Raw genomic sequence first — 16,550 nt, forward strand, 5'->3', positions numbered from 1 at the left:
GCCCGAGGTGGGCTGGCAAATTTTATTCGTTTACGGCTGCGGCCGCATCGTGATGATGGAAGTCGTCGTAAATGACCTTTGAAGTTTGGAATTTGATACGTTTTAGCTCACGCACACGTAAAAATTCCGCCTCGTCTATTTTTTCTATCTGGATCGCGGCTTTAAATGTCGGTGTCTTACTGATGAAGTCCCAGCCGTTGCTGGTTAGCTCGTTGCAGCAGCTCTCCCAGTAGTGATATGACATTTGTATCACGCCGTCTGGCACGATGTCGGTAACATCGGCTTTTACGACTATGTAGCCGTATCTGCTCCATGCTTTGATGAAGTCGCCTTGCTTGATGCCGTATCTCTCGGCTAGGCTTGGGTTCATCTCAGCGATAGGTCCTATGCTGTCGCCACCCTCTTCGATAGCTTTTGAACGTCTTGTCATTACGCCGCCTGCGTATTGATAGACCTTACGAGTGGTGAGAAGCTGTATCGGATAGACATCGTCTGTCGGCTCGTCCACGCTTCCTGCCATGACTTCCCAACCTTCAGGTAAATTTACACGTTTTGCAAATTCTTTTTGTGCCGGCTCGATCTCGGCTACGCTACCAACGTGAAGGCAAGGGATAAATTTACCCTTTCCGTCAGGCGTAAAGAATTTTTTATCAAGATAAAGGCTTTGACCGCCCATATCGTTTTCATCCGGGCATGGCCAGTGAAGTCCGTGATATTTTTTGAGGCGATAATAGCTCATGCCGCCATATCTGCGTGGGTCGCACTTGCGTTGTTCTTCCCAAATTTCCTCAGGTGAGTTGAAGTTAAAGCCCTCGGTAGCTCCCAAACGTCGTGCTATCTCGCAGATGATCCACCAGTCTTGGCGTGCATCGCCAGGAGGTGTGATGACCGCTTCGTTATGTTGGACGCGGCGCTCTGCGTTAGCGTAAGTGCCTTCTTTTTCACTACTTGCCACACCCGGAAGGATGACGTCGGCTTTTAGCGAAGTCTCAGTCAAGAAGATGTCTTGAACGACATACATATCGACCTTTGAGATCGCTTTTAGGAAGTGGTTGGTATTTGGATCGGTCATGACCGGGTTTTCGCCCATCGTCCAGAAGAAATGCACTCTGCCATCAAGTATCGCGTCGGGTACTTCTGTTTTATGGATACCGATTTTTCCGCTTAATGAGCCTGGCTCTAGGTGCCATACGTTTTCAAACCACTCTCTTTGTTTAGGGTCTGTCACGGAGCCTAAATTTGAGAATATATTTGGTAACACGCCCATATCGCAGCAGCCTTGGACATTTTCTTGACCGCGTATCGGTAGGTCGCCGCTTCCTAGCTCGCAGATATTACCTGTAAGCAAGAATAAATTTGAAATATCGCAAACCGCGCCAACACCGTGATTGAAGTGTGTTACACCCATACCGTGAGTGATGACTGCCGGGCGGATAGTCGCATACATCCTGGCGGCTTTCCTGATGTCATCAGGATTTAAATTCGTATATTTTGCGACGGCTTCTGGCGAATAGTCTTTGACGGCTTCGCGAACGTATTCGACACCTGTGGTGCATTCGTTTACAAAGTCCCAATTGACTAAATCCTCATCAAAAATGACGTAAAGAAGCGAATTTATAACAGCGATATTGTGCTCAGGCGCAAGCTGCAAATGCACGTCTGCACGACTGGCAAATTCTGTTTTTATCGGGTCGATGACGATGAGTTTCGCACCGCGGTTTAGTGCTCTTTGGATATGCATAGCTGCGATCGGGTGTCCGTTTTCCGGGTTTGAGCCGATCATTAGGATACAGTTGCTGTATGGTCCGATCTCTGTAAAGCTATTTGTAGCAGCTCCGTTTCCGATTGTTTTAGCGAGTCCCGCTACTGTCGGAGCGTGTCAGATGCGTGCACAGTGATCGACGTTGTTTGTTCCTATGACTGCACGCATGATCTTTTGAGCGACGTAGTTGTCCTCAAGTGTACAGCGTGCGGAGTAGTTTCCGACTAATGCGTCGGGGCCGTATTTTTCTTTGACCTCTTTCATTTTTGAAACGACTAGATCAAGCGCCTCGTCCCAGCTAGCCTCTTCGAGATCTCCGTCCTTACTGAATACGCCGTTTTTCTTGCGTATCATCGGTTTGGTAAGTCTATCAGGAGCTCCTACATAGTCCCAGCCGTAAAAGCCTTTTAGACAAAGATTTCCCTGGTTGATAGGGTTATCTTCGACACCGGTGGCATACTTGATAACGTTGTTTTCGACGTGCAACGTTACTTGACAACCCGTCCCGCAATAAGGACAGATTACTTTGCCCTCTTTCATTCTTTTCTCCTTCTATGTGCAAAATTTGCACATTGATTTATGGTGTAATCTTAGCTCACGTAGTCTTAAATCTTTATTAAAAATTCTTAATTATTTAAATAATAATTTAATTTAAATATTATTTAAGATTATATATCTATCGTCACGATATCAGGTATTTTGCGTATGGTTCGTGATGTTGCGAATTTTGTGAATTTAGGCATTGTAAATTTAAAGTAGTTGAGTTTTCTTATGCAAGATAAAAATATTGATTTAAAATTTTTATAATAGTGAAGATAAAATTTTTAAAATAAAATAGGGGAGCAAGTCCCCTGAAATCATTTATCTCTTATGCCGAGCTCGACGATGAGCTTAGAATATGTAGTGTAGTCTTTGTTTTTGAGATATTTTAGAAGTCTTTTTCTTTGACCTACTAATTTTAAAAGACCAAGGCGTGAAGAGAAGTCTTTTTTGAAAACCTTAAGGTGTTCGGTGAGTTCTGCTATACGTGCTGTTAGAAGCGCGATCTGAACCTCCGGAGAGCCTGTATCTCCCTCTTTTCTAGCGAATTTCGCAACGATTTCTGCTTTTTTAGCCGAATCCAAAGCCATGATGACCTCCTGATTGGTGAATTGAAATTTAAGACGGCGATTATAGCATAGAAAACATAAAAATATATAAAATAAGATAAAATTCGGCTTTTTTAAAAAATTAATCAAAAATGCAGTAAAAATTTTATAAAATAGCCAGCTAATCAAAAGATAAACAAGGAGAGTGCGTGCTTTTTACAAAGGCAAGCGAGTATGCTTTACTTTCGCTTATTTTAATATCCCAAAAATCATCTCCGGTAGATGTCGATACCATTTCAAACGAGCTTAAAATTTCAAAGAGTTTTTTGGCCAAGATCCTTCAAAATTTAGCCAAAGAGCAAATTTTAAAATCCTACAAAGGTGCAAACGGCGGCTTCGCACTGCAAGCCGATCCTCAAAACATAAGCATAAAAACCATAATAGAATGCGCCGAAAAGCGCGAAGTCAGCGTATTTGAGTGCTCGACTTCGGCTGATGGCTGTCCGTCCGCCAAGGCCTCGAGCTGTCAAATCTGGCTGATGTTTACGGGACTGCAAAACAAAGTCGACGAGATGCTTGACGCGATAAAATTAAGCGATATTATCAAGAAGTAGAATTGGCAAAGCAAAAAAATAGCATCCTAACTCTTGTCGCACCCTTTTTGGCGCCTATTTTGAAATTTAGAAGTCTTAGCATCGTTGGCGTCATAATCGCCATTTTAGCGATCATCATCGTGCCGCTGCCAAGCACGGTGCTAGACTTTTTTCTGGCGCTTTCGATTTCGGTCTCGGTGCTCATCATCTTGATCTCCATTTATGTGCCAAAGCCTACCGATCTTAGCACCTTCCCGACACTGATCCTCATCGTTACGCTCTTTCGTTTGTCACTAAATATCGCCACGACGCGTATGATACTAAGCGAAGGGCACAACGGCCCCGAGGCGGTCAGCGAGATCATCTCGAGCTTCGGACAGTTCGTCGTAGGCGGAAACTACGTCATAGGCATCATCGTCTTTTGTATCTTGGTGCTCATAAATTTCATGGTCGTTACCAAAGGCTCGACTCGTGTGAGCGAGGTGCAAGCGCGCTTCACGTTAGATGCGATGCCCGGTAAGCAAATGGCGATAGATGCGGATCTAAACGCAGGTCTCATCGATGAAAAGACTGCCAGAGAGCGCCGTCAAGCCATAATCGGCGAGGCGAATTTTTACGGAGCTATGGACGGTTCGTCAAAATTTATCAAAGGCGATGCGGTCGCGGGTATCATAATCACCATAATAAACATCATCGGCGGCTTTGCCATAGGCTCGTTCCAGCACGGTCTTGACATGGCGACTTCGGCGCAGTATTACACGATCCTTACGATCGGTGACGGCCTTGTCAGCCAGATACCAGGACTCATCACATCCACGGCGACAGCGATCATCATCACTCGTGCGAGCAAAGACGACGATAACTTCGCAGAGGGCACGTTACACCAGCTTTTGGGCGATTATAAAACGCTTTTGATCGTTGGCTTCATACTGTTTATGTTTGCGCTAGTTCCTGGTCTGCCGACGCTCTCGCTTGGCTTCATTGCCGTTTTATTTTTGGGGCTTGGTTATATCGTAAAGCAGACGCAAGAGGGAAATTTATCCATCACGCCTCAAGGTAAAGCTAAAATCGGAGCAAAACCCCAAACTGGCGGCGAGAGCGCGACACCGACCGCCGCAAAACCGCCTAAAAAAAGTGACGAAGAGATCGCCAGAGAAGAAGAGACTAAGATAAACGATATTTTAAAGCTTGAAATTTTAGAGCTTGATTTGGGCTACGGACTGTTGAAACTGGCCGACGTCGATCTTATAGAGCGCATACGTGCTATGCGGCGAAACATCGCCTCGCAGCTAGGCTTCTTGATGCCAAAAATTCGTATCCGCGACAACCTCCAGCTGCCGCCTAACGAGTATCGCTTCAAGCTAAAAGGCATCGTGATAGGCCAGGGCGAAATTTACGCCGATAAATTCCTCGCGATGGATAGCGGGCTAGTGAGCGAAGATATCGAGGGTATCCCGACAAAAGAGCCGGCGTTTGGCCTTGATGCGCTTTGGGTCGATGCCAGCGTCAAAGAGGACGCCATACTTAGCGGCTATACTATCGTAGATCCCGCCAGCGTCATCTCTACGCATATGAGTGAGCTCATAAAACAAAACGCAGCCGAGCTTCTAACGCGTCAAGAGACGCAAAATTTACTCGACAAACTAAAGCAAGACTACCCGGTCGTAGTCGAGGATACGCTCAGGATCGCGCCTATCAGCCTTATTCAAAAGGTACTAAAAGCCCTGCTTAAAGACAATATCCCGATAAAAGATCTTTTAAGCATACTCGAAGCGCTGAGCGACATCGCTGAGGTCAGTAAAAATTTAGACATGATAATCGAACACGTGCGCGCGGCACTCTCACGTGTCATCACCTCGCTTTACACGGACGAGCACGGAGCGCTGAATTTTTACATCTTGGAGACTTCCGTGCAGCAAAAGCTGATGGACGCGGTGCAGTATAAAGACGGTGCGTATCATTTGATGATAAATGTCGCGCAGACTTCGGCCATAGTGCAGGCCTTGCGCCATGAAAAAGAGAAGCGCCCGCTCAGTCAGCATGGAGCGATGATACTTTGCGTCGAGCCTAGCCTACGTAAATTTATAGCAAATATCTGCACGAATTTCGGCATCGATATCGTGGTGCTGAGCTTTGCTGAAATTTCGCCAAATACGCCGTTTGAAACCGTCGGCGTCATCGAAGTCGAAAATTTATAGATTAAGGAAATATATGAAATTTTATCACCTCTCACACACTGATCTCGATGGATACGGCGCGCAGGTAATCACGAATTTTTATTTTAAGGGCGTGAAATTTTTAAATTCTAATTACGGGCGCGAGATCGATGAGAAATTTGCCGCCATCGTGAGTGAGCTTGACGGCGAAGAGGCGCTTATCTTGATAACGGATCTAAATTTAACGATGGCTCAGTGCGAGGAGTTTGAGTCCATGCTAAAGGGCAAAAACGCCAAAATTTTCCTTTTGGATCATCATCAAAGCGGCGCTGAATGCGCGAGTGCGTTCGAGTGGTATCTGCTGGATAGCTCAAGGTGCGCGACAAAGATAACGCACGACTTTTTCGCGTCGATGTTTGGTGAGGAGCGGGAGCTTAAAATTTTTAGCGATGTCGTAAATGCAGTCGATATCTGGCTAAAAGACGATAAAAATTTTGAGATGGGCAAGGTCTGCCTCGGGCTCATCGCAAATGCAAAAGAGATAAACAAGGTGATGTTCGAGGAGCAAAACAGCCTTTATATGTTTCATCTTTTGCGCGAGGCGGCGAAATTTTTTAATGATAAAAACGACTACATCGGGCTTGATATGCAGATCCACGCGATAAAAAAAGCCTTTTTTATGACGGATAAAGACGATACGCTGAGCAATCTCATCTCAAGCTATGTCGTGGGGCTACTTGGCGCAAATAAAGAAAAATTTAGGATCGATTATAAAGATAAAAAGGGCGTGCTTACCTATAATATAGGAAATACCTCGGTCATCGGAAACGATTTTTTGGTCGCAAATCCAGAATTTGACTTTTTCATCGACATCACGAATAAAAAAACGATGAGCTTTCGAGCTAACGGTAACGTAGATGTGAGCGCGATGGCAAAGCATCTAGTGGGCGGCGGCGGACACGTCAGTGCAAGCGGAGGGCTGTTTACAAATTTTAAGGACGGATTTAGCTATGAAGCGATAAAAGCACAGGTGGTAGAGCTGATAAACAAAAAAACGCAGGAGGAGATATGAGAGAAGAAGACGTTAGCGTAGAGGAGCTTAGCTACGAGCTGAGCGTGGTTTTGGAGGCGTTGATGCATTATGCCGGCGTAAAGAGATCAAAGCTCGAGGAGGCGGCGCAAACGTATGTCGAATGCATAGACGACGCGCTGGAAAATTCGCAGGCCGAGGGCGTGGACGAGGTCATCGAGATAGTCGAATTTATGAAAAAGCGACATCCTAAGCTATTTGAGAAATAAAATTTAAAGGATAGATATGAAAAAGATCACTACACTGTTTTTGGCGGTAGGTGCGCTTGCGCTCGGAGCGAATGAAAATTTCGACAAAGCGCAGGAGCTTTACGGAAGTAAGAAATTTGAGGAGGCTTACACGCTTTTTAATAAAGCTTGCGGCGAAGGCGTGAAAAAGGGCTGCACGATGAACGCGATAATGCTCTTTAATGGCGACGGCGTGAAAAAAGATAGGATTCAAGCCGAGCAAATTTTCACAAAAGCCTGCGATGAGAACGAGCCGATGGCGTGCGCAAAGCTTGGCGAGATGCAGGCGTTTGGAATTTCGCAAAACAAAGTAAAAGACGAGGAGAAGACTAGGGCGCTTTTCAAAAAGGCGTGTGACGGCGGTTATGAGCCGGCTTGTGTTTTGGTAGGTAAATAGCTAAAGGAGCTAAAATGGGCTATAAACATAAGGATCTGCTGGGCACTAGAGGGCTTAGCAAAGAGGAAATTTTGTATTTTTTAGACGCTGCGAAGGAATTTAAAGAGCTAAATTTAAAGGATGTAAAAAAATGCGAGTATCTGCGCGGCAAGACCACGATAAACGCATTTTATGAAAATTCCACTCGCACACGCACTAGCTTTGAGATAGCTGCAAAGAGGCTTGGCGCGGATACGATAAATTTCACCGCTTCAAACTCGAGCGTCAAAAAGGGCGAGACGCTAAACGATACGATGAACAACATGGCTGCGATGAAAACAGATATCATCGTGCTTCGTCATCCAAGCTCTGGTGCAGCTAAATTTGCAGCTGCCAGGACCGATGCTAGCGTCGTAAATGCAGGAGACGGCACGAACGAGCATCCCTCTCAGGCTCTGCTCGATCTTTTTACTCTGCTTGAATACGGCAAAAGCCTCGATAAAAACACGACCGTCTCTATCATCGGCGATATAGCAAGGAGCCGCGTGGCGCGCTCTGATATCTGGGCGATGAAGAAATTTGGCATAAACGTGAAGCTCTTTGCTCCAAAGATGATGATACCAAAAGATGCCGAGGTGTTCGAGTCTGAAATTTGCAAAAATATGGAAGAGGCATGCGAGGGAAGCGACGTCATCATAATGCTAAGGATCCAGCTCGAGCGCGCGGACGGAGACGTGGCATTTCCAAGCTCTAGGGAGTATTCGAAATTTTTCGGGCTGAATAAAAATAGGATAAAATTAGCCAAACCTGACGCCATAGTCTTGCACCCGGGACCGATAAACCGCGGCGTGGAGCTAAATTCCGACGTGGCCGACGGCACTCACTCGGTCATTTTAAATCAAGTAGAAAACGGCGTTGCCGTGCGAATGGCGATCCTAAACACACTAATAAACAATCGAGGCTGATCATGAAAATAGCTATAAAAAACGCAACCGTCGTAAATCATGATAAGAAATTTAAAGCAAACGTGCTGATAGACGGCGAAAAGATAGCGCGCATAACGAGCGAGGATATCGATGCCGATACCGTCATAGACGCTACTGGCAAGCTAGTGGTGCCAGGACTCATAGACATGCACGTACATTTTAGAGATCCCGGGTACGAATATAAAGACGATATCATCTCAGGCTCCGAGGCTGCAGTCGCTGGCGGCGTGACGACCTGCCTTTGCATGGCAAACACAAACCCGGTAAACGATAACGCCTCCATAACGCGCGCGATGATAGCAAAAGCCAAAGCCTGCGGGCTCATAGACTTGCTGCCTATAGCTGCGATCAGCAAGGGGCTTGGTGGCAACGAGATAGTCGAGATGGGCGATCTCATAGAGGCCGGTGCCGTCGCTTTTAGCGATGACGGCCTGCCCGTGACTAGCTCTAGCGTGATGAGGGCGGCACTGGAGTATTCGAGCATGTTTGGTAGCTTTTGTATCAGTCACTCGGAGGACTGCTCGCTTTGCAGACAAGGCGTCATGCACGAGGGCAAAGTCTCGGCGATACTGGGCCTTAAAGGCATGGCACGCGAAAAAGAGGAGATCGCCGTGAGCCGCGACATGCTTTTAGCAAAGCTGACTAAAGCGCATATCCATATCGCGCACGTAAGCTCGCAGTATTCGCTAAAGATCATCGAAATGGGCCGAAAAGAGGGCATACACATCACCTGCGAGGCTACGCCGCATCACTTTAGCTTTAGCGATGATGAAATTTTGAAAAACAACTATGACGCAAATTTCAAAATGTCGCCTCCGCTTCGTGAAATAAGCGACGTCATGGCCGTCAGAGAGGCGCTAAAAAGCGGTCTGATCGACGTCATCGCGACCGATCACGCTCCGCATCACAGCGATGAAAAAGAGGTGGAATTTGACAAAGCACCTTTTGGTATCATCGGACTTCAAACGCTCGTACCGCTTACATTAAAGCTCGTGAATGAGGGCGTCATAAGCCTTGAGCGAATGGTCGAGCTCACCTCGACAAACGCCGCAAAAATGCTAAATTTAAAGGATAAAGGCGAAGTGGCCGAGGGGATGCTGGCTGATATCGCTATCATCGATCCGGAGATAGAATACATCTACGATGAAAAGATCAATCGCTCGAAATCTACGAATTCTCCGCTATTTGGCAAAAAGCTGAAGGGAGCTGCCGTAGTTACGATAAAAAGCGGCAGGATCGTGCATAAATTTGGTGAATGATCTCGTATCCATCGGCCTTTTTAGCCGGTGGATATTTGTTTGGTTCATCAAACGCTGCTTGTAAATTCCTTGTTAGCAGAGTGGGAGCGAGTAGCCGTTGCTGTGCTTGCAAAAGTGGAGAGAATGTGAATAAGCGTTTATGCTGGGTAAGTAAGCGAGTGCAAGTGTGTGATGCGATTTTTGCTTTGGCCCTATCCCGTAGTCCTTCTAGACGCTTCGCATGGCATACTAGCAGCTACTTTTGAAAGGCTACCGACCGAGTGAAGTAGGCCTTGTTTATATCTTTTATTTTAAAATTTTGCTCTTTTTTAGTCTAAATTTAAAAGTATGAAATTTTGAGAGTGCGACGGAGTAAAATTCCTTATAAAACTGAAAAAATTTAGACTCTTTTTTTGTATAAATCGCTGCAAAAACGTTCTCTAGCTCTATACGCTCTTTTTGTGTCAGATTATCCATCTACTCTCCTAGTAATTTTTTCATTTTTTTTACAACAAACAATATCTCATCATCGTCAAGCTCGCACAAGAGCTGACAAACGGCCAATGCAGCTTGAGGCTTTGAGTTGCCAAGACGCCAGTCCTGATACGTCCTCATCGAAATGCCAAGATGTTTTGCCATTTGCGCTTGTGAAATTTTCTTACCGATATTTTTGGATTCAATCGCATTATGAAGCAGATTGAAAATGTCGTTCGTTTCTATCATCGGGAAATTATACAAATTATTTCATTAAATATACATAAAATTTAATATAAACATATTAATTTAGTATATATAATGTTGATTATATTATAAAAAATCAAATAAAATATATAAATTATACGAAAAAATGTATAATATCCAAAAATTTTATAGTCAAACTTGAGTTTATAATGCTAAGAATAAATAAATTTATTTTTTTAACTTTACTACTTGACAATACCATACTCAATATTGTATAATTCTGTTAGCAATTAAAAAGAAAGAGTGCTAAGTGAATAAGACGAACAAACGCGATATGATCTTAAATTCCATCATCGAAGCGTATCTGAGCGACAATATCCCGATAGGCTCGAGCGAGCTTGGATCGCGTATGAATATCTCGATGCCGGCATCTACAATACGTGTTTATTTCAAAAAGCTCTCCGACGAGGGCGAGATAACGAAGCTTCATATAAGCGGCGGTCGCATACCGACCATAACTGCGATGAGGAGGTATTGGAGCGAGACTTTAGACCTAGATGACGTTAATATCAGCGTAAGTGATGGTTATAATCTAAAGATGCTTTGCGATAGGTTCGAGCTTTATTGTATGGTTTTTGGCAGTTTGGATACGCGCCTGCTTGAAATTTTAAATTTAAACGATAGATTTTTGATCTTAAATTTGGATAGCGACGAGATCGTCATCAGATATGATGCGCGCATCGAGAAGTTTCTACAAAATTTGCTTGGCGTTGGTTTAAACAAGCTTGAGACGATTTGCGCTCAGGTTGGTTTAAGCGAACTTAGAAGCAAGATAAGGGAGCTTAAAAGAACCAAAATTTACTTCCAAGAGAACGAAATTTTGGCCTTTAAAATGTTTGGCGATGAGCGTTTTAAGATGATGCTTGAGCCCGGATTTGCCGCGCAGATGAACGAGGGACTTACGTTTTCTCCGTTATTTGACGAGGGATTTATGGGGCTAAAGCTTAAAATGACTTATCTTGGCTATCCGTGCGAGATGATATGCGCGGGCAGTATTTATAGTGATTATGTGAAATTTTTAAATAAAATAAAGGAGGCAGCGTGAGCGAAGAGATAAAAGAGCAAAACGTGCAGGATGCTCAAAATGAAAATTTAGCGCCTGATAGCGTAAATTTTGACGGCTTGAGCGATGCAGCGAAAGTTGCGGAGCTTGAAAACAAGCTTAGCGAGCTGACGGATAAATATTATAGAGCAAATGCGGAATTTGAAAACATCAAAAAGCGTTTCGAGAAAGAAAAGGCCGATATCGCAAGCTATGCAAACGAGAAATTTGCACGCGATTTGCTCCCGGTGATCGACGCTTTGGAGATCGCAGCAAATTTCGACCCTGACGACGATGAGTTTGCCAAAAATGTCAAAGAGGGCGTGCTCATCACGATAAATCAGTTCAAAAAATGCTTTGAAAAACATGGCATGAGCGAGATCGACACTAGCGGTGAGTTTGACCCGAATGTCCATAATGCGGTACTTCGCGTCGATAGCGAGGATCATACTAGCGGTCAGATCGTGCAAGTCATGCAAAAAGGATACATCATAAACGGTAGAGTCTTGCGCCCTGCGATGGTGAGCGTTGCAAATTGATACGAAATTTAGTCGTCCGCAGGTATTTAGTGAGATTCGGCGGACAGGTGATTTTGATGAGTCGGCTAAATTTAAGGCCGGTCGCAATCGATATAAACGAAATTTAAAAACCAAAATAAAGGAAAACAAATGGCAAAAGTAATAGGAATCGACCTAGGAACGACAAACTCTTGCGTGAGCGTCTATGAGCGCGGTGAGAGCAAGGTCATACCGAACAAAGAGGGCAAAAACACGACTCCATCGGTCGTAGCGTTTACTGACAAGGGAGAGGTTTTAGTAGGTGACGTGGCAAAACGTCAAGCGGTCACCAACCCTGAAAAGACGATATATTCGATCAAGCGTATCATGGGACTTATGAGCAATGAGAAAAACGCCCAAGAGGCGAAAGCTCGCTTGCCTTATCACGTCGTCGATAGAAACGGTGCGTGCGCCGTCGAGATCGCCGGTAAGGTCTATACCCCACAAGAAATTTCGGCCAAAATTTTGATGAAATTAAAAGAAGACGCCGAAGCATATCTTGGCGAAAAGGTCGTAGATGCGGTCATCACGGTGCCTGCTTATTTCAACGACAGCCAAAGAAAGGCGACAAAAGAGGCGGGAACTATAGCCGGACTAAACGTGCTTCGTATCATAAATGAGCCGACAGCTGCGGCGCTTGCTTATGGTCTTGATAAAAAAGAGGCCGAGAAAATTTTAGTTTATGACCTAGGCGGCGGAACGTTCGACGTTACCGTGCTTGAGACCGGCGACAGCGTAGTCGAAGTTTTAGCCACGGGCGGTAACGCTTTCCTCGGCGGTGATGACTTTGATAACCTTATCATTGATTGGCTCGTAAATGAGTTTAAAAATGAGACCGGTATCGACCTTAAAAAGGATGTCATGGCTAGCCAACGCCTAAAAGAAGCTGCAGAAAACGCTAAAAAAGAGCTTAGCTCGGCTCAAGAAACCGAGATAAATTTACCGTTCATCACGGCTGACGCTACTGGTCCAAAACACCTCGTCAAAAAGCTCACTCGTGCAAAATTTGAGGGCATGATAGAGTCACTCGTAGCCGAGACTATCACAAAGATCAACGAGGTCGTAAAAGAGGCTGGCCTTAGCAAGAGCGATGTAAAAGAGGTCGTGATGGTCGGTGGCTCTACTCGTGTGCCACTAGTTCAAGAAGAGGTCAAAAAGGCCTTTGGCAAAGAGCTGAACAAGAGCGTGAACCCTGATGAGGTCGTGGCTATCGGTGCTGCCATCCAAGGCGCGGTCATAAAAGGCGACGTAAAAGACGTGCTACTCCTAGACGTTACTCCGCTTAGTCTTGGTATCGAGACACTTGGTGGCGTGATGACAAAGATCATCGAAAAAGGCACTACGATCCCTGTCAAGAAAAATCAAACATTCTCGACTGCAGAGGACAACCAAAGTGCTGTGACTATCCACGTGCTTCAAGGTGAGCGTGAATTTGCAAGGGATAACAAGTCTTTAGGACAATTCAACCTAGAGGGCATCCCGTCAGCCCCACGCGGCGTGCCTCAAATAGAAGTAGAATTTGACATCGACGCAAACGGAATTTTGACCGTCTCGGCAAAAGATAAGGCGACCGGCAAAGCTCAAAACATCACGATATCCGGTTCAAGCGGACTAAGCGAGGACGAGATAAACAACATGGTAAAAGACGCCGAACTTCACAAAGAGGACGACAAAAAGCGCAAAGAGGCGGTCGAGGCCAGAAATTCAGCCGACGCTTTGGTACATCAAACCGAAAAAAGCATGAACGAGCTAGGAGAGAAGGTGCCTGCCGAGGATAGAAGCAACATCGAGGCTGCGCTAAACGATCTAAAAGAGACGCTAAAAGACGAGAACGCAAGCAAGGAGCAAATCGACGCAAAAGTCCAAGCTCTAAGTGCTGCCAGCCACAAACTAGCCGAGGCGATGTATAAAAAAGATGACAACGCCAGCGGCGAGCAATCAGGTGGCAAGAAAAAAGACGACGACGTCATCGACGCTGAAGTCGAGTAATATCTAAATTTAGAGCCACGAGCGTGGCTCTAAGCAAATCTATTCGATACTTTTTATCCTGTCTTTATTCAGCCCCTCTTCGATACGTTTTATCTCTTCGTTGCCGCCTCTGACGACGTTCTTGTCATAGTGCAGACGTTCGACTATCTTTTTTGGATACTCCACGTTGCTTAGTATAAATTTAAACACATTGAGCCTCGCCTCTTTTTTGTTGTCAGAAGCCACGATGACCCACGGTGAGATGGCGTTATGAGAGGCTAGCAGCATCGAGTATTTGGCGATGGAGTATTGATCCCACAGCTCTTGAGCCTTTTGATCTACCGGAGAGATCTTAAACTGCTTGAGCGGGTCGGTCATGCGCTCTTTAAAGCGCCTTTTTTGCTCTTCTTTGCTGATAGAGAGGTAAAATTTAAAGAAAATTATGCCCGAGTTTATGACCATTTCTTCAAATTTCGGCACTTCTCGCAAAAATTCCTTATGCTCCTCTTGAGTGCAAAAACCCATCACAGGCTCGACTCCGGCGCGGTTATACCAGCTTCTATCAAAGATCACGATCTCGCCAGCGCTTGGTAGGTGCGTGACGTATCGCTGGAAATACCACTGCGTCTTTTCGACGTCGCTAGGTTTTGTCAGCGCGACTATCCGACATCCGCGTGGGTTTAGATGCTCGGTTAGGCGTTTTATCGTGCCGCCTTTGCCCGCCGCGTCGCGCCCCTCCATCAGCATCAGCACTCTTAAGCCCTTTTCTTTGACGTAGTTTTGAAATTTTAAAAGCTCGATCTGAAGCAGCCTTAGCTCTTGCTCGTAGCCCAGTTTAGCACCTTTTACGTGTTTTTTCTCTTTTGGCATGGTTTATCCTTTAAATTTCATAAATTCACGTTCGTTTCGTAATTTTACAACAATAAAGCTGATTTCACGCCCACTTAACGGTTTTACAATAAATTTAATAAAATTTATTAAAATCACGTAAATCAAAAAGGAACGCTATGGTTTTTAAAATTCTCGTCTCATTTTTCGCATTTTGTCTGGCTTGCTTCGGTGAGGTTCTTGATGTCAGTAAGGCATTTGACATCAGCACCGCCCAAGATAGCCAAAATTTAGAGATAAAATTTAAATTCGGCGAAAATATCTACATCTATCAAGAGACCTTTGAGATAAAGCTAAATGGCGAGACGATCAACTCTCTTTTAAATATGCCAAAGCCAGAATCAGTAGGCGATCACGAGATCATATTGCAGGATTTCTCGATCCTTGTGCCGTTTAAGCTAGTTGGTGAAAATTTAAAAGACGATAAAGCCCGGCTTGAAATTTTATATCAAGGCTGCGCTAAAAACGGCATTTGCTACCGTCCGCAAAGTAAAATTTACACTATCACCAAAGTAGATGATAAATTTAGCGTTGTGGCTGCCGACAAGCAGGACACAAATCAGCTTTCAGACGAGGAGAACATCGCCAGCGAGCTTGATAGTAGCGGCTTTTTGCTCTCTTTGGCTACGTTTTTTGGTTACGGGCTTTTGCTGGCTTTCACGCCTTGCGTTTTCCCGATGATACCGATCCTCTCAAGCATCATCGTCTCAAAAAGTGGACGAAATTTAAACGCCAAAACCGGCTTTGTACTGTCGCTGGTTTATGTCGTGGCGTCGAGCCTTGCTTACGCGCTTGCGGGCGTTGCGGCGAGCTTGCTTGGCTTTGGTGTCCTGGGCGCATTACAAAATGTCTGGGTGCTTAGCGTATTTGCGCTGTTTTTTGTCCTGCTTGCGTTTAGTATGTTTGGCTTTTACGACATAAAGCTACCATCGAAATTTGAAAATCTCATAAGCAAGAAATCCCAAAATAGTAGCGGTCTGATCGGCGTTTTCATCATGGGCTTCGCCTCGGCGCTCATAGTATCTCCGTGCGTCGCCGCACCGCTTGCAGGGGCGCTACTTTACATAGCTCAAAGCGGAGATACGTTTTATGGCGGCACCATGCTTTTTGGCATGGGGCTTGGCATGGGAGTCCCGCTGCTTGTCATAGGGGCTAGCTCGGGTAAAATTTTACCAAAGCCGGGCGCTTGGATGGACGGTATAAAGAGCCTTTTTGGCTTTTTGATGCTGATAATGGCCGTTTGGCTCATGGCTAGAATTTTTGGCTCATTTTTCGAGCTGGTAGGATACGGCGTCATAGGCGTGTTCATGGCGGTATATTTTGGAGCTTTCGAGGCGGCCGCGAGCGGGGCTATGAAATTTAAAAAGGCACTTGCTATTTTGGTCTTTGTCTATTCTATCATGCTTATCGTAGGCGGATTTTTGGGCTCGAGAGACGCTCTCTCGCCTATTAGCGGGCTAAATTTTACAAGCTTTGATCAAGCGCAGCTAAATTTTCGCTCGGTCAAAAATTTAAACGAGCTAAAAGATCTCATCAAAAATGCCGACAAGCCCGTGATGGTCGATTTTTATGCTGATTGGTGCGCAAGCTGCAAAGAGATAGAAAAGATCACTTTTAAAGATAGCGCCGTAGCCGGCAAACTTGGCGATTTTACTCTCGTGCGCGTGGATGTCACACAAAGCGGCGAGCAAAACGATGCGATGCTAAGAGAATTTGGCCTTATCGACCCGCCTGCGCTTTTATTTTTTAAAGGCGGCGAGGAGCTTAAGCCTTTACGAACGATCGGCTTTATCTCGCCTGAGAAATTTTTGGAGAAAATTTCAAAAATTTGACAATCT

At 45.1% G+C, this 16,550-nt stretch carries 16 protein-coding genes; 11 read left to right on the forward strand and 5 right to left on the reverse strand.

The window, feature by feature from the left end; translation table 11 throughout:
- Positions 1-22: 22 nt before the first annotated feature.
- Both CCVT_RS03675 and rpsO read right to left on the reverse strand, forming a co-directional pair.
- Entirely contained in the window at positions 23-2,302 is a 2,280-nt protein-coding gene (locus CCVT_RS03675) for a molybdopterin oxidoreductase family protein (RefSeq protein ID WP_169765172.1), read from the reverse strand.
- 317 nt (positions 2,303-2,619) lie between these two features.
- Positions 2,620-2,892, reverse strand: a complete 273-nt coding sequence (gene rpsO / locus CCVT_RS03680; protein ID WP_011992145.1) for a 30S ribosomal protein S15 — start codon at positions 2,890-2,892, stop codon at positions 2,620-2,622.
- A 167-nt stretch (positions 2,893-3,059) separates the two neighbouring features.
- On the opposite strand from rpsO, the gene CCVT_RS03685 reads away from it, so the two are divergent.
- Genes CCVT_RS03685 through CCVT_RS03715 form a run of 7 tightly spaced genes read left to right on the forward strand, consistent with a single transcriptional unit; the run spans position 3,060 to position 9,537 of the window.
- Positions 3,060-3,464 carry an RrF2 family transcriptional regulator gene (locus CCVT_RS03685; protein WP_009650149.1) on the forward strand — a complete coding sequence of 135 codons (405 nt, stop codon included), beginning with the start codon at positions 3,060-3,062 and terminating at the stop codon, positions 3,462-3,464.
- Between the two features lie 2 nt (positions 3,465-3,466).
- On the forward strand, positions 3,467-5,641 hold the full coding sequence (flhA, locus tag CCVT_RS03690; RefSeq protein ID WP_018136682.1) for a flagellar biosynthesis protein FlhA: 2,175 nt from the start codon (positions 3,467-3,469) through the stop codon (positions 5,639-5,641).
- A 13-nt stretch (positions 5,642-5,654) separates the two neighbouring features.
- Positions 5,655-6,671, forward strand: coding sequence for a DHH family phosphoesterase (locus tag CCVT_RS03695; protein WP_018136681.1), 1,017 nt, complete (start codon positions 5,655-5,657; stop codon positions 6,669-6,671).
- Complete coding sequence (locus CCVT_RS03700; protein WP_018136680.1) at positions 6,668-6,898, forward strand: hypothetical protein; 231 nt, start codon at positions 6,668-6,670, stop codon at positions 6,896-6,898. The genes CCVT_RS03695 and CCVT_RS03700 overlap by 4 nt, the downstream gene beginning before the upstream one ends.
- A gap of 16 nt (positions 6,899-6,914) precedes the next feature.
- Positions 6,915-7,313 carry a tetratricopeptide repeat protein gene (locus CCVT_RS03705; protein ID WP_018136679.1) on the forward strand — a complete coding sequence of 133 codons (399 nt, stop codon included), beginning with the start codon at positions 6,915-6,917 and terminating at the stop codon, positions 7,311-7,313.
- Positions 7,314-7,327: 14 nt separating this feature from the next.
- Entirely contained in the window at positions 7,328-8,257 is a 930-nt protein-coding gene (locus CCVT_RS03710) for an aspartate carbamoyltransferase catalytic subunit (RefSeq protein WP_018136678.1), read from the forward strand.
- A 2-nt stretch (positions 8,258-8,259) separates the two neighbouring features.
- A complete protein-coding gene (locus tag CCVT_RS03715) occupies positions 8,260-9,537 on the forward strand; it encodes a dihydroorotase (RefSeq protein ID WP_018136677.1) in 1,278 nt (425 codons plus the stop codon).
- 285 nt (positions 9,538-9,822) lie between these two features.
- Here the strand turns inward: CCVT_RS03715 and CCVT_RS03720 are convergent, their stop codons facing one another.
- Positions 9,823-9,993, reverse strand: coding sequence for a hypothetical protein (locus CCVT_RS03720; RefSeq protein WP_018136676.1), 171 nt, complete (start codon positions 9,991-9,993; stop codon positions 9,823-9,825).
- Positions 9,994-10,239, reverse strand: coding sequence for a helix-turn-helix domain-containing protein (locus CCVT_RS03725; RefSeq protein ID WP_026175482.1), 246 nt, complete (start codon positions 10,237-10,239; stop codon positions 9,994-9,996).
- Between the two features lie 268 nt (positions 10,240-10,507).
- On the opposite strand from CCVT_RS03725, the gene CCVT_RS03730 reads away from it, so the two are divergent.
- From CCVT_RS03730 to dnaK, 3 genes are all read left to right on the forward strand, one after another.
- The gene (locus CCVT_RS03730) at positions 10,508-11,302 is read left to right on the forward strand and encodes an HrcA family transcriptional regulator (protein ID WP_018136675.1); all 795 of its coding nucleotides are present in this window, start codon (positions 10,508-10,510) and stop codon (positions 11,300-11,302) included.
- The gene (gene grpE, locus CCVT_RS03735; RefSeq protein ID WP_018136674.1) at positions 11,299-11,838 is read left to right on the forward strand and encodes a nucleotide exchange factor GrpE; all 540 of its coding nucleotides are present in this window, start codon (positions 11,299-11,301) and stop codon (positions 11,836-11,838) included. Before CCVT_RS03730 ends, grpE begins: the two co-directional genes overlap by 4 nt.
- Positions 11,839-11,967: 129 nt before the next feature.
- Positions 11,968-13,845, forward strand: coding sequence for a molecular chaperone DnaK (gene dnaK / locus CCVT_RS03740; protein WP_009650189.1), 1,878 nt, complete (start codon positions 11,968-11,970; stop codon positions 13,843-13,845).
- A gap of 39 nt (positions 13,846-13,884) precedes the next feature.
- On the opposite strand, the gene ppk2 is transcribed toward dnaK, so the two are convergent.
- A complete protein-coding gene (ppk2, locus tag CCVT_RS03745; protein ID WP_018136672.1) occupies positions 13,885-14,694 on the reverse strand; it encodes a polyphosphate kinase 2 in 810 nt (269 codons plus the stop codon).
- Between the two features lie 137 nt (positions 14,695-14,831).
- On the opposite strand from ppk2, the gene dsbD reads away from it, so the two are divergent.
- Complete coding sequence (dsbD, locus tag CCVT_RS03750; protein ID WP_018136671.1) at positions 14,832-16,544, forward strand: protein-disulfide reductase DsbD; 1,713 nt, start codon at positions 14,832-14,834, stop codon at positions 16,542-16,544.
- Positions 16,545-16,550 lie beyond the last annotated feature (6 nt).

Origin of the sequence: Campylobacter curvus, from assembly GCF_013372125.1 — a bacterium.
GTDB lineage: Bacteria > Campylobacterota > Campylobacteria > Campylobacterales > Campylobacteraceae > Campylobacter_A > Campylobacter_A curvus.

What these genes read in the sequence shown, in the direction of transcription:
- CCVT_RS03715 (WP_018136677.1), top strand. Translation starts at nt 8,260, where the DNA reads ATGAAAATAGCTATAAAAAACGCAACCGTCGTAAATCATGATAAGAAA.
- rpsO (WP_011992145.1), bottom strand. Translation starts at nt 2,892, where the DNA reads ATGGCTTTGGATTCGGCTAAAAAAGCAGAAATCGTTGCGAAATTCGCT.
- dnaK (WP_009650189.1), top strand. Translation starts at nt 11,968, where the DNA reads ATGGCAAAAGTAATAGGAATCGACCTAGGAACGACAAACTCTTGCGTG.
- CCVT_RS03700 (WP_018136680.1), top strand. Translation starts at nt 6,668, where the DNA reads ATGAGAGAAGAAGACGTTAGCGTAGAGGAGCTTAGCTACGAGCTGAGC.
- ppk2 (WP_018136672.1), bottom strand. Translation starts at nt 14,694, where the DNA reads ATGCCAAAAGAGAAAAAACACGTAAAAGGTGCTAAACTGGGCTACGAG.
- CCVT_RS03695 (WP_018136681.1), top strand. Translation starts at nt 5,655, where the DNA reads ATGAAATTTTATCACCTCTCACACACTGATCTCGATGGATACGGCGCG.
- CCVT_RS03705 (WP_018136679.1), top strand. Translation starts at nt 6,915, where the DNA reads ATGAAAAAGATCACTACACTGTTTTTGGCGGTAGGTGCGCTTGCGCTC.
- dsbD (WP_018136671.1), top strand. Translation starts at nt 14,832, where the DNA reads ATGGTTTTTAAAATTCTCGTCTCATTTTTCGCATTTTGTCTGGCTTGC.
- CCVT_RS03725 (WP_026175482.1), bottom strand. Translation starts at nt 10,239, where the DNA reads ATGATAGAAACGAACGACATTTTCAATCTGCTTCATAATGCGATTGAA.
- CCVT_RS03710 (WP_018136678.1), top strand. Translation starts at nt 7,328, where the DNA reads ATGGGCTATAAACATAAGGATCTGCTGGGCACTAGAGGGCTTAGCAAA.
- CCVT_RS03720 (WP_018136676.1), bottom strand. Translation starts at nt 9,993, where the DNA reads ATGGATAATCTGACACAAAAAGAGCGTATAGAGCTAGAGAACGTTTTT.